This is a genomic window from Mesorhizobium sp. M1B.F.Ca.ET.045.04.1.1, assembly GCF_003952465.1.
GTDB classification, from domain to species: domain Bacteria; phylum Pseudomonadota; class Alphaproteobacteria; order Rhizobiales; family Rhizobiaceae; genus Mesorhizobium; species Mesorhizobium shonense.
Genome location: NZ_CP034448.1, coordinates 3,812,162 through 3,824,682 on the forward strand (window position 1 = coordinate 3,812,162; position 12,521 = coordinate 3,824,682).

10 protein-coding genes are annotated in these 12,521 nt (G+C 64.6%); 8 read left to right on the plus strand and 2 right to left on the minus strand.

Features of this window, described 5'->3' with window-relative positions; all coding sequences use genetic code 11:
* The first annotated feature begins 6 nt into the window (after window positions 1–6).
* Window positions 7–321, plus strand: a complete 315-nt coding sequence (locus EJ071_RS18565) for a MocE family 2Fe-2S type ferredoxin (RefSeq protein WP_126099148.1) — start codon at window positions 7–9, stop codon at window positions 319–321.
* Window positions 322–359: 38 nt separating this feature from the next.
* Entirely contained in the window at window positions 360–1,163 is an 804-nt protein-coding gene (locus tag EJ071_RS18570; RefSeq protein ID WP_126099149.1) for a 3-methyl-2-oxobutanoate hydroxymethyltransferase, read from the plus strand.
* 180 nt (window positions 1,164–1,343) lie between these two features.
* Here EJ071_RS18570 and hutH read toward each other — a convergent pair whose 3' ends face one another.
* Entirely contained in the window at window positions 1,344–2,849 is a 1,506-nt protein-coding gene (hutH, locus tag EJ071_RS18575; protein ID WP_126099150.1) for a histidine ammonia-lyase, read from the minus strand.
* Window positions 2,846–3,847 (minus strand): ornithine cyclodeaminase family protein, encoded by a 1,002-nt coding sequence (locus tag EJ071_RS18580; RefSeq protein WP_126099151.1) that lies wholly within the window; start codon window positions 3,845–3,847, stop codon window positions 2,846–2,848. The genes hutH and EJ071_RS18580 overlap by 4 nt, the downstream gene beginning before the upstream one ends.
* A 112-nt stretch (window positions 3,848–3,959) precedes the next feature.
* Between EJ071_RS18580 and EJ071_RS18585 the strand changes: the two genes are divergently transcribed.
* From EJ071_RS18585 to EJ071_RS18610, 6 genes are all read left to right on the plus strand, one after another.
* Window positions 3,960–5,405: an MFS transporter gene (locus tag EJ071_RS18585; protein ID WP_126102641.1), complete on the plus strand. Its 1,446-nt coding sequence runs from the start codon at window positions 3,960–3,962 to the stop codon at window positions 5,403–5,405.
* A gap of 279 nt (window positions 5,406–5,684) precedes the next feature.
* Window positions 5,685–6,671: an ABC transporter permease gene (locus tag EJ071_RS18590; RefSeq protein ID WP_126099152.1), complete on the plus strand. Its 987-nt coding sequence runs from the start codon at window positions 5,685–5,687 to the stop codon at window positions 6,669–6,671.
* A gap of 87 nt (window positions 6,672–6,758) precedes the next feature.
* On the plus strand, window positions 6,759–7,784 hold the full coding sequence (locus tag EJ071_RS18595) for a sugar ABC transporter substrate-binding protein (RefSeq protein ID WP_126099153.1): 1,026 nt from the start codon (window positions 6,759–6,761) through the stop codon (window positions 7,782–7,784).
* A 76-nt stretch (window positions 7,785–7,860) separates the two neighbouring features.
* Complete coding sequence (locus EJ071_RS18600) at window positions 7,861–9,969, plus strand: SMP-30/gluconolactonase/LRE family protein (protein WP_126099154.1); 2,109 nt, start codon at window positions 7,861–7,863, stop codon at window positions 9,967–9,969.
* The gene (locus tag EJ071_RS18605; protein WP_126099155.1) at window positions 9,966–11,021 is read left to right on the plus strand and encodes a hypothetical protein; all 1,056 of its coding nucleotides are present in this window, start codon (window positions 9,966–9,968) and stop codon (window positions 11,019–11,021) included. The genes EJ071_RS18600 and EJ071_RS18605 overlap by 4 nt, the downstream gene beginning before the upstream one ends.
* Window positions 11,021–12,517 carry a sugar ABC transporter ATP-binding protein gene (locus EJ071_RS18610; RefSeq protein ID WP_126099156.1) on the plus strand — a complete coding sequence of 499 codons (1,497 nt, stop codon included), beginning with the start codon at window positions 11,021–11,023 and terminating at the stop codon, window positions 12,515–12,517. The genes EJ071_RS18605 and EJ071_RS18610 overlap by 1 nt, the downstream gene beginning before the upstream one ends.
* Window positions 12,518–12,521 lie beyond the last annotated feature (4 nt).

Here is a 12,521-nt window from a genome sequence, read left to right on the forward strand (position 1 = left end):
GAGACGATGGCGGACTGGGTCGAAGCTTGCGCTGTGGATGACGTTGACGAGGAGGACGTGATCCGCTTCGACCATGGCGGCCGCAGCTTTGCGATCTACCGCTCGCCGGACGACGAGTTCTTCGCTACAGACGGCTTCTGCACGCACGAGAAGACGCATCTCGCCGACGGGCTGGTGATGGACGACATCATCGAATGCCCGAAGCACAACGGCCGCTTCAACTACAAGACCGGCCAGGCCAAGGGCGCGCCGGTCTGCGTCAACCTCAAGACCTATCCGGTCAAGATCGAGGCCGGTAAAGTCTTGATCGGAATCGACTGATCGGCCGCACCAGCCAAGCTACGAAGGAACAGAAATCGATGAGCCGAAAGAGACCGACCGTTGCCGATCTGCGCGCCATGAAGGGCAAACGGCAGTTGACCATGTTGCGTGTGCTGACATTGGAAGAAGCGGAGGCCGCCGAGCGCGCCGGTGTCGACATCGTCTCGGTGCCGCCGGAACTGGTGCTCAATCCGCAGTACCGCGACGCGGCGCCCAGCCTCTTCACCATGCCGGGCGACAATTTCTACGAGATCGGCACCGCCGATGATTTTGTGCGTTGGTCGTTCAGGCTCTACAAGGCCGGCGCCGATGCCGTCTATTGCAGCGCCGGCTACGCGACCATCAAGCGCATGGCCGACGACGCTATTCCCGTGATCGGACATGTCGGCCTCATTCCTTCCCGCGCGACCTGGACCGGCGGCTTCAAGGCCGTTGGCAAGACCGCCGACACCGCGATGCAGGTGTTCGAGGCGGTGAAGCAGTTGGAAGTCGCCGGCGCGATCGGCGCCGAGATCGAGGTGGTGCCGGCCGAAGTGGCGAAGGCGATCTCCGAGCGCACCTCGCTCATCATGCTGTCGATGGGAGCGGGCACGGGCTGCGATGCGCAATACCTGTTTGCCGAAGACATTCTCGGCACCAATCGCGGTCACATGCCGCGCCACTCGAAGGTCTACCGCAACTTCGCCGCCGAGTACGACCGGCTGCAGGCGGAGCGCATTGCAGCGTTTTCCGAGTACGTCGCCGACGTCAACAGCGGCGCCTATCCGGAAGACAGGCATATCGTGCATATGGACCCGAACGAATTCAGCCACTTCATAAAGAAGGTGGACGAGAAAGCCTAAAGCAGGTCGCGTGAAAAAGGATTCACGCGACCTGCTTTAGGTTCTTGATTTTAAGCATGTCTTCGTCCCAAAACCGGGCCCACTTTTGGGAGACATGCTTTAAGCTGTGAGTGCTTTAGGTTTTTGATTTTTACGCATGTCTTTGTCCCGGAACCGGTTTCCGCTTTCGGGAGACATGCTTTAAACGCGCAGCGTTTGGTGCACCGCAGGGTGCCAATACCCGTCGGCGAGCACCGAGTGCAGCGCATCGGCATTGGGGCCGAGCGGCCTGTCTTCCTTGAGCGTCGGCACGTGGGCGCGGACAGCCGCGTGGATCGCTCCGGTGGCGGATGCCAGCGTCAGCCCTTCGCGCAGGTCGATCGCCTGCGCTGCTGCCATCAGCTCGAAGGCGATCAGGCGCCGCCACAGCACGGTCATCTCGGCGCATTTCGCCACGGCGAGGGGAGTCTGCGTCGCATGATCCTCGGCGCCTTCGGATACGGGCAGGAAGTCGAGCATCACCGGATTGGCCTTGTGGCGGATCGCGGCCAGGATCGCCGTCACCGTCTTCTGCAGCGGCACGAAGCCGGCGGACGCGCCGCCGACCGGCGAGAGGTATTTCGGCAGGCCGTTACGGCCTGAACCGGTGAGCTGGACGAAACGGGCGGCAGTAGCCGCCGCGCACTGAGCGATCGCCAGCCCCAAAGTCTCGAAAGCCAGCGCGAGCGAGGCGGTGTGGAAATTGCCCGTCGACAGCACCAGCGCATCGTCGACGAGCACCAGCGGGTTGTCGGCTGCGGCGTTGAGCTCGATCTCGACCGCCAGCCTGGCGTGATCGATCGCCTGGATCAGCGCGCCATGGGTAGAGGGCATGCAGCGGATCGACAGCGGATCCTGAATGGTGGTCGGCGCCGGTGCGTCGTCGCGGGCGAGCAGGTCGCGCAGCGCCTTTGCAGCCGCTTGCTGGCACGCCGCGGGCCGCGCGGCGTGGAGGCGCGGATCGAGGATGGTGCGGTTGGCGCCGAGCGCCTCCATGGTCAGCGCGCCGGCCTGCTGCTGCTGTTCGAGCGCCGACAACGCGTCGACAAGTGCCAGCGCGGCGGCGCCGGTGGAGACAGCCGAGGCGTTGATCAGCGACAGGCCGTCCTTCGGCGCCAGGTTGACCGGGGCAAGCCGCGCCATCATCAGCGCCTTGGCCGACGGCATGCGCCGGCCCTGGTAGTCGGCATCGCCTTCGCCGATGAGCGTGTGGGCGATCGCCGTCATCAGCACCAGGTCGCCGGCGCCTATCGAGCCGAGCGAGGGCATTGCCGGATGGACGCCGGCGTTGAGCGCATCGACGAGCGCGGTGAAGACATGCGGCGACAGGCCGGAACCACCCGCCGCAAGCATTGCGATGCGGGCAAACATCGCCGCCCGCACGATCTGGATTGGCAAGGCATCGCCGACCGCTGCGCCGCGCCCGTCGAGAAGCTGGCGCTGGAAGGCGCCGGCATCGCCTTCGACGGCCGTGCCGAGATTGGCGCCAAGGCCGGTGTTCAGCCCATAGATCTGCTGGCCGCCGGCGGCGGCGTCATCGAGCGCCTTGCGCGCCTTGCCGAGCTTCTCGATGACCGTCGGCGTGATCTCGATCTTGCCCGCATTGCGCGCGACAGCCGCCACATCCTCGATGCTGACGCCGGCGCCGGTGAGAACGAGCGGGGTCATGCGAAGCGCAGCCTCTGGCCGATGCCCTTATCTGCGGCCTTGGCCAGCATCGCCTTGCCGAGCGCGATATCGGAGAGCGACAGGCCGCGGTGCCAGAACAGGATCGTCTCGCCATCGCTTTGTCGGCCCGGCTTGAGGCCGGCCGCGATCTGGCCGAGTTCGGCATGGAGCGTCGCCTCGCTCAACCGCCCCGTCTCGACATGGGCGCGCAGCGAGCCGAACTTGCCGGTCTTGCACTGGCCCCAGTCGTCGACGACGATCTTTTGCATGATGTCGGTGAGCGACAGTTCGACCGCGCTCATCGTGCCATAGGGCACGACCAGCGCGCCGCGCTTGATCCAGTCCGTCTTGAGCAGCGGCTGCGGTTCCGGCAAGCGCGAGGCTTCGACGACGATGTCGGCGCCTTCGACGCAGCTTTTCCAGTCAGCCGCGGCCATGACCGGCTTGCCGAGATCGGCGGCAAGTTTCGCAACAAAGGCGTCGCGGCTTTCCGGCCGGCGCGAATGGACGCGGATCTCATCGAAGTCGAAGAGATGATCGAGCAGCCGCACGTTCCAGTAGGCGGTGCCGCGCGCGCCGATATGGCCGAGCACCCTGGATGACTTCTTCGCCAGATGCTTGGCGCCGATGGCTGTGACGGCGCCGGTGCGCATGTCGGTGATGACGGTGGCGTCGAGGATGGCGCGCGGCGTGCCGGTGCGCGGGTCGAAGAGGTTGAGGATACCGAATTCGGACGGCAGCCCGTGCAGGTAGTTGTCGACATAGTCGCCGACGATCTTCACGCCGGCCGCATCGAGCGGCGCCACATAGCCGCGCAGCACGTTGAAATGGCCATGAAAGGAGGGATCCGGCTCGAGATGGACGCGCGGCTCGATCACCGTCTGGCCGTTGCCCTGGGCGACGAGCCCGGCTTCGACGGCGCCGATGATCTCGGCATCGGTCATCGCCAGCGCCTGGATGTCGAGGGCGTTGAGATAGTCGATATAGATGGGTTTCATCCCGTTTTTCCCCTCCCAAGCCCACCTCTCAATAACAGGCGGCGAGGCGACACGAAAGTTTGTTGGTTAATCTCTGGACCGGCTCAGCCTTTTGCTGTTCAACCTGCGCGTCATGAGCAGCATTCCCGACAACGAGGCCGTGTCCCAGCCCATGCCGATGGCGACGCGCCAGGCACGGCGCGTGGCGCTGATCGTCGCTGTCGCCTTCTTCATGCAGCTGCTCGATTCGACGATCATCTCGACGTCGCTGCCGCAGATGGGTCAATCCTTCGGCGTGCCGGCGGTGGCGATGAGCATCGGCATCACCGCTTATATGCTGACCATGGCGGTGTTCGTGCCGCTGTCGGCCTGGCTCGCCGACCGGTTCGGCGCGCGCAACATCTTCCTCGGGGCGATAGCGCTGTTCACACTGGCGTCGATTGGTTGCGGCTTCTCCCAGAGCCTGGCGCAGTTCGTCGCCGCCCGCATCGTGCAGGGCCTGGGCAGCGCGCTGATGACGCCGGTCGGCCGCATCCTGGTGCTGCGCAACGCCGCCAAATCGGAATTGCTCAACGCCACAGCGCTGATCACCTGGCCGGCCTTGTTCGCGCCGGTTGTGGGGCCGGTGCTCGGCGGCTTCATCACCACCTATCTTTCCTGGCACTGGAACTTCTTCATCAACGTGCCTTTGGGGCTTGCCGGGCTGCTGCTGGTCGCCCGCTTCGTTCCGGGCGATCGCGACTCCGAGGCGAGGCCGCTCGACTGGCCGGGCTTCTTCGTAACCTCGTTCGGCCTCGCGGTGATGCTCTACGGCCTGGAGCGCCTTGCGCATCCCGAAAACGGCATGCTGCCGACAGTGGCGCTGATTGCCGCCGGCATCGCTATCGGCTGGCTCGCGGTTCGGCATTTGCGGCGTGCGCCGCATCCGTTGCTCGATCTTTCCGCCTTCAAGGTGCTGACCTTCGCCGTCTCGACGCTGTCGGCAGGCACGATCTTCCGCGTAGCGATCAATGCCACGCCCTTCCTTTTGCCGCTGCTCTTCCAGGTGGGCTTCGGGATGCGGCCGGTCGATGCCGGCTTGCTGATCCTGGCCTATTTCCTCGGAAATCTCGGCATGAAGGCGGTGACCACGCCGACGCTGAGGCGCTTCGGCTTCCGCCGGGTGCTGGTGGTCAACGGGCTGATCGCGTCGCTGGCGATCATGGCTTGCGGGGCGATCTCGCCGCAGACGCCGCTGGCGCTGGTGGTGGCGCTGATGCTGATCGCTGGTCTCACGCGCTCGATGCAGTTCACGGCGCTGAACACGCTGGCCTTCGCCGATATCGGCGGGGCGCAGCGCAGCTCGGCGGCGACGCTTTCCAGCATGCTGCAGCAGATATCGATGCTGTTCGGCGTGGCCGTCGCGGCGGCGGTCCTCAACCTGTCGCAGATCGCCAGAGGCGAAGCGGCGCCCGATCTCGTCGACTTCAGAATCGCATTCATCGCGATCGGGCTGATCGGGCTCGTGGCGTCGTTCCGGTTCATGGTCCTGCCGCCATCCGCCGGAGCCGAGGTCTCGGGTCACTCAGCGGACAATTGACATCGCGCTTACCGCGTTTTGCAGATGTAAATTCCGCCGGCCTCGCAGGCTTCGAATGCGCTCTTTCACGAGCCGCACAATCGAGACAACGAATTGCCAAAAGCCCAAGAGTTTCCGGCTATTGCGCCAGTTACGGCAATCGATGCGTCCACTCGGCAAATAGTCGGAGAGGCGCGGCTCTTGAACGCGGATTCATTTGACGAGCCGCTGTTGGGCCGATTAGCTTTCGTGCGGGACGGAGGCCCATCAGGGCCTTTCCATCGGGGCGAAGACATAGCGATGAACGCGATCGGCTGGCCGGACTGGAGGCGCCTTAATCAGGAAGGCATCATCTTTGCGATCGCCATCCTGCTGTTCGCCGCGGCCGCCATCGGCCTGCCGGGCTTTCTGACCGCCGACAATCTGGTCGCCATCGTCCGTTCCGTGTCAGTCCTGGGCATCCTCGCGCTCGGCATGGCCGTCGTCATCATCGGTCGCGGCATCGACCTGTCGGCTGTGGCGATCATGGCGATGTCGGTCGCCTGGTATCTCCAGCTGCTCAACACCGGCACCGCGGACGGCCTTGCCTTCACCTATGTGCTTGCCGGCGTGCTCGCCATCGGCCTGCTCAATGGCTTCCTCGTCGCCTATGCCGACGTTCCGGCGATCTTCGTGACGCTGGCGACCGGCTCCTTCGTCTTCGGCTATGTGCGCTCGCAACTGATCACGCAGGATGCCGTGCCGGTGCCCCAGGGCCATTGGGTGGAGCTGCTTGGCGGCATGCGCTTTCTCGACATTCCGGTCGAGGTTTTCGTCTTTGCCGGGCTGGCGTTCCTGGTCTTCCTGTTCCTGCGCTATACCAAATGGGGCCGCTTCATCTATTTCGCCGGCGACAACCCGGTTGCCGCGCGCAACATCGGCATTCCGGTGCGGCCGATGCTGGTGCTGCGCTACGTGCTTTCGGCCGTGGTGGCGCTGATCGCCGGCCTGCTCACGGCCGCCAGCCTGCATTCGATCAATACGCGCGTCGTCAATTCGACGCTGCTCTACGACATCGTGCTGGTGGCGGTGATCGGCGGCATCGGGCTTTCCGGCGGACGGGGAGGGGTGCGCAACGTGCTGGTCGGTGCCGCGCTGATCGGCATCCTGCTCAACGCGATGACCATCATCGACATCCCGCTGCTCTACCAGAACCTGATCAAGGCGGCGATCCTGCTCGGCGCCACCATCGTCGACGGCATCATCAATCCACGCGACGAGCAGACCGCGCAGCAAGGCGACATTTAGAGCAGATGGGCTAGCCCATCTTGCTCTCGGGTACCCGGTTCGATCCATTCTGATCGGCCGGCAACAATCGAAACCAGAGGATGTGACATGAAATTGTTCAGGACATTGATGGCGGCGGCCACGGCGCTTGCCGTTTCGGCCTTCGTTGCTCCCACTTTCGCCGCGGACGACCCGGGCCCGGCCACCTATAGCAAGGCGCTCAACGGCAAGCGCGTCATGCTGGTGCCGCTGGCGATGGGCTTCGACCTGGCGCAGGGCTGGGCGCATTATCTCAAGAAGGAGGTGGAGGCCTGGGGCGGTACTTTCGAGACGCGCGACCCGAACTGGGTTGTCGATGCCGGCGCGCAGGCGATCACCGACGCCATCGCTTCGGACACGCGGCCGGACGTGCTGATCATCCACGCGCCGGACCTGAACTCCTACTCGAAGCTGATGAAGAAGGCGCAGGCTGCCGGCACCTATGTGCTGCTGGTCGACAATCCGGCGAACTTCCCCGCCGACGCCTTCGTCGGCAGCGACTGGGACAAGCTCGGCCAGCTCGAGGCGGAAGCGGCGGTCAAGGGCTGCGGCGAGAATTCTTCCAAGAAGATCGGGCTGGTGCAGGGCGACCAGGCGAATTCCTCGAGCCTTTACCAGTATGCCGGCATCATGAAGGTGCTGGAGAAACATCCCGACTTCCAGGTCGTCGCCAAGCCGGATTCGAACTGGAATGCGACCACTTCGCGCGACGTGACGACGACGATGCTGCAGCAGCATCCCGACATCTGCTCGATCATCGACTTCTGGGACGGCGACGCCACCGGCGCGTCCGCCGCGATCCGCGACGCCAAGCTCGACGGCAAGGTGTTCCTGGTGACCACAGGCGGCGGCGAAAAGGCCGCCGACTGCGACAAGCTCGTGGATGGCACCTACGGCGCCGTGGTGATGACCGATCTTGCCCGCCAGTCGGGCGACATGAACGCCATCATCAAATTCCTGCTGCAGAGCGGCCAACCGGCCGGCACCTCGCATACCTACATCTACACGCTGGAGAAGGCGACGACCAAGGCCGACCTCAAGCCCGACAGCTGCTGGGACCTGAAGGCGCTGCAGGCCGAAGCGGCGGCAAAGTAAGGCCGCTGACCAAAGCATCCGCGAGGTGGCCGGACATTCCGGCCACCTCTTTACTCTTGATTGACAGCAGCAGCCGATGAATTTTCGCGAACGCCTCCAGGCCTGGCGCTACAATCTCGTGCCCGACCATCTGGTTGGCGAGATTCTGACCAAGCGCTGGACCGACAACGCCATTCCCTTCCTGGCGCTGGTGGCGACGCTCGGCGTCTTCGGTTCGATCATTCCGGGTTTCTTCAAGCTCACCTCGCTGCAGGGATCGACCCGCCAGCTCGGCGAGTTCTCCCTTGTCGTCATCGGCATGACCGTGGTGATGCTGGGCGGCGGCATCGATCTTTCGGTCGGCTCGATCTTCGCGCTGTCCTGCTTCTCGGCCGTCTATGTCTTCTTCATCCTCGAACAGTCGGTCTGGCTGGCGCTGGTCGCTGCATTGGCCACAGGCCTCGTCTTCGGCGCCATCAACGGTTACCTCGTCGGCTATCTGAGGCTGCGCGCCTTCCTGACCACGCTGGTCACCTTCATCTTCGGGCGAGCGCTGTTCGACATCCTGGTCAGCACCTACGCCGCCGACGTGCAGTTGTCTCAGGCCTCCTCCGATGTGCTCGACTTCATCGGCGACGGCACATTCTGGGGGCTCTCGGTGTCGGTGTGGCTGGCGATCTGGCATATCGCACTGACACGCTCGCGGCCCGGATGGCACGTGCTGGCGGTGGGCGGCTCACGCCGCTCGGCCCACAATGCCGGCATCCGCGTGCGCCGCACGGTCTTCATGACCTATGTCTTTTCGGGTTTCTGCTGCTCGATCGGCGGCTTCCTCATCGCCTGCCGCCTGAGCGGCGCCGGACCCGGCACCGGCCTCAACCTGGAAATCATGGCGCTGACGGCGGCGGTGGTCGGCGGCGTCAGCCTCGGCGGCGGCCGCGGCTCGGTGGTCAAGGGCCTGATGGGCGCGATCATCGTGCTCACCATGACCAACGGACTGATCCGGCTGGGCTACGGCACCGGCACCAACCAGATGGTGCTGGGCATCCTGCTGGCGGCCGCCGTCACCATCGACATCCGCTGGCTGAAGAACCGCCACAAGGTGCTGAACGAGGTCTATGTCGCGCCGGTCTACCTCAGGATGGGCGAGACGCAGTCGGCCGCACCCGGCTCCGGCACGCTCTACGAACTCGACAACCGCCTGTCGGAGGCCGACCACATCGGGCTTGGCGAGCTGGAAGGGCCGGAAGACGTCATCCTCGACTACGACGACCATCTCTATTGCGGCACCCGCCACGGCGAGATCGTCCGCTTCTTCGCGCCGGACTACAAGCGTTCCGAGGTCTTTGCCCATATCGGCGGCTTCCCGCTCGGGCTCGCCTTCGACAAGGAGGGCAATCTGATCAGCTGCGTCGGCGCCATGGGGCTTTACTCAGTCTCGCCCGAGCGCGAGGTGAAGCGGCTGTCGGCGGAGACGGCGCGCTCCTGGACATCGATCGTCGACGACGCGCGGCTGCGCGATCCCAACGATTGCGACATCGCGCCGGACGGCCGCATCTATTTTACGGATTCGACCAAGCGCTACGACGCCCACGATTGGACGCTGGACTCGATCGAGAACCGCGCCACAGGCCGCCTGCTGGTCTTCGATCCGAAGGACGGCTCGACGAAGACGCTGCTCGACGGCTATCGCTACACCAACGGCGTGTGCATGGCGCATGACGGCAAGTCGCTGTTCTTCGCCGAAAGCTGGGCCTGCCGCGTGCACCGCTACTGGCTGGAGGGGCCGAAGGCCGGCACCGCCGAATGCGTCATCCGCGACATGCCGGGCTATCCCGACAACATCAACAGGGCCTCGGACGGCAATTACTGGATGGCCTGGCTCGGCATGCGCACGCCGAGCTTCGACCTGTCGCTGCGCCATCCCGACATGCGCAAGCGCATGACGCGGCGCCTGCCGCAGGACGAATGGCTGTTTCCAAACATCAACACCGGCGGCGTGGTGAAGTTCAACGAGAAGGGCGGCATCGTCGAGACGCTCGGCGATCTCTCCGGCGCCGCGCATCCGATGGTCACCTCGATGCGCGAGCACAAGGGATATCTCTTCGTCGGCGGCATCCTCAACAACCGCGTCGGCCGCTACAGGATCGAGGGCGCCGACCCTAACTGGACCAGCCCTGACTCCTATTGGGGGGCAAAACCATGATCCTCGATCGGGTGCTTGATGTCTTCCGCGGCAAGGCTGTGACGATCCCGCCGCTCGACGGCGCTTTCCGGCCCAACACGAAGCTCGATGACGAGCCGGTATTCGCCACGCTTTCGGAGCCCGACAACCTGCTCGTCGACGGCGAAAGGCTGCTCGCATCGAGCGGCAATGCGATCTATTCGATAGGCTCAACGGCCGAACCTGCTGTGGTCGAGCATTTTCAATCGCCGGTGACAGCGCTTGCGCTTTCGCCGTCAGGCGAGCTTACGATCGGGCTGGAAAGCGGCAAGCTGCTGCTCGCAGGCCGGGAGGTTTCGCTTCCGGCCGATGTGCGCTGCATCACGGCGCTTGCCTATGCAGACGACGGCACCCTGTGGCTGGCCAACGGCTCGGACGAACATGCGCCGTCCCAATGGGCCGCCGACCTGATGAAGAAGGGCGCGTCGGGCTCGCTGTGGCGGTGCGGACCGGGAGGCATTGGCTTCGAAATGATCGCCGGCGACATTGCCTTCCCGTACGGGCTCCGTCCGATCGGCGGCGATGTGCTGGTCAGTGAAAGCTGGCGCCATCAACTCGTCCGCTTCGATGGCGCGACCGGCAATCGTTCCACGGTATTGACGCATCTGCCCGGCTATCCTGCGCGGCTGTCGCCGTCCGGCGATGGCGGGGCATGGCTGGCGTTGTTCGCGCCGCGCAACCGGCTGATCGAATTCGTTCTGCAGGAGAAGCGCTACCGCGAGGACATGATCGGCCAGGTGCCGCCGGCCTACTGGATCGCGCCGGCGCTCGCTTCCAACCGCAGCTTCCTCGAACCGCTGCAATGCGGCGGCATCCGCACCATGGGCATCCACAAGCCGTGGTCGCCCAGCCGCTCCTACGGGCTGGTGGCCAGGCTCGATAAAAACATGCAGCCGCTGTTCAGCCTGCACAGCCGCGCCAACGGCACGCGTCACGGCATCTGCAGCGTGACTGAGAAGGACGGCCGCCTGTTCGTCGCCTCGAAGGGTGGCGATTGCGTGCTGGCGCTCGACGCGATCGCGGGAGGTTTCTGATGGACCCGATCGTGCGGCTGGAGAACGTCACCAAGACCTATCGCGGCGTGCCGGCGGTGAAGAATGTCAGCTTCGATCTCAGGAAAGGCGAGATCCACGCGCTGCTCGGCGAGAATGGCGCCGGCAAGTCGACGCTGACCAAGATCATCGCCGGCGTCGTCGACGCGACCTCGGGCAAGATGTTCCACAGGGGCGTCGAGAGGACTTACGCCTCGCCGCATGCCGCGCTCGAAGCCGGCATCGCCATGGTGTTCCAGGAAACCAGCCTGGTGCCGTCGATGACGGTGGCGCAGAACCTTTATCTCGGCACCGAGAAATTCCTCAACCGGCTGCGCGGCACCTACATATCGGCACAGCAATTCCTGCAGTCGCTGAATTTTCCCGTCGACCCCAACGCCATGGTGGCCACACTCGGCGCCGCCAAGCGGCAGATGGTCGAGATCGCGCGCGCCGTCCACCACAATGCCGAGATCATCATCTTCGACGAACCGACCGCGACGCTGACGCCGGAGGAGAAGCGCCATTTCTTCGCGCTGATCCGCCGGCTGAAGGCGCGCGGCGTCTCGATCGTCTTCATCAGCCACGCGCTGGAAGAAGCGCTGATGATCGCCGACCGCATCACCATCCTGCGCGACGGCGAGCTGGTGATCACCGACGACACGTCAAGCTTCGACCGCGACAGGATCGTCGCCGCCATGGTCGGCCGCTCGCTGTCGGGGCAGATCTACCGCCAGCGCGACGAGGCGAAGCTGCGCAAGGCGGGCCGGAAAGTGCTCTCGGTGCAAGACATCTCGATGAGTAACATCGTGCGCAACAATTCCTTCTCGATCTTCGAGGGGCAGATCACCGGCGTGTTCGGATTGATCGGCTCCGGCCGCACCGAGACGTTCAAGATCGTGTCGGGCATCTACAAGCGCGATTTCCTGCGCGGCGGCGCGATCGAGCTCGACGACAGGCCGGTGCGCTACCTGGTGCCGGCCGAGGCGGTGGCCGACGGCATCGTCTATGTCACCGAGGACCGCAAGAGCGAAGGCATTTTCGAGACGATGGGCATCGCCGACAACCTGTTCGGCGGACTGCTGGCGGCCGGGCGCGAAAAGGCCTGGGTGATCAACCAGCAGGAGATGCGGCAGCTTTCGGCCGAGTGGACGAAGACGCTCAACATCCGGGCGATCAACGATAATGCCCGCGTGGTCGAGCTTTCGGGCGGCAACCAGCAGAAAGTAGTGATCGGCAAGGGGCTGGTACAGAAACCGCGCATCGTCATCCTCGACGAGCCGACCCGCGGCGTCGATGTCGGCGCCATCGCCGAGATCCACCAGATCATCAACCGGCTGGCCGATGAAGGGCTCGCTGTCGTCGTCATCTCGTCCTACCTGCCTGAGATCATGAACCTTTCCGACCGCATTCTCGTCTGCCGCCAGGGCCGCATCGTCGAGGAGTTCTCGCCGGCGGAGGCGACGGAGGAGAAGATCATGTATGCGGCAGTGCATTAGGGTA

Bases quoted from the DNA above. Each gene is read 5' to 3' on its own strand.
- EJ071_RS18565 (WP_126099148.1), top strand. From the start codon at position 7: ATGGCGGACTGGGTCGAAGCTTGCGCTGTGGATGACGTTGACGAGGAG.
- EJ071_RS18570 (WP_126099149.1), top strand. From the start codon at position 360: ATGAGCCGAAAGAGACCGACCGTTGCCGATCTGCGCGCCATGAAGGGC.
- hutH (WP_126099150.1), bottom strand. From the start codon at position 2,849: ATGACCCCGCTCGTTCTCACCGGCGCCGGCGTCAGCATCGAGGATGTG.
- EJ071_RS18580 (WP_126099151.1), bottom strand. From the start codon at position 3,847: ATGAAACCCATCTATATCGACTATCTCAACGCCCTCGACATCCAGGCG.
- EJ071_RS18585 (WP_126102641.1), top strand. From the start codon at position 3,960: ATGAGCAGCATTCCCGACAACGAGGCCGTGTCCCAGCCCATGCCGATG.
- EJ071_RS18590 (WP_126099152.1), top strand. From the start codon at position 5,685: ATGAACGCGATCGGCTGGCCGGACTGGAGGCGCCTTAATCAGGAAGGC.
- EJ071_RS18595 (WP_126099153.1), top strand. From the start codon at position 6,759: ATGAAATTGTTCAGGACATTGATGGCGGCGGCCACGGCGCTTGCCGTT.
- EJ071_RS18600 (WP_126099154.1), top strand. From the start codon at position 7,861: ATGAATTTTCGCGAACGCCTCCAGGCCTGGCGCTACAATCTCGTGCCC.
- EJ071_RS18605 (WP_126099155.1), top strand. From the start codon at position 9,966: ATGATCCTCGATCGGGTGCTTGATGTCTTCCGCGGCAAGGCTGTGACG.
- EJ071_RS18610 (WP_126099156.1), top strand. From the start codon at position 11,021: ATGGACCCGATCGTGCGGCTGGAGAACGTCACCAAGACCTATCGCGGC.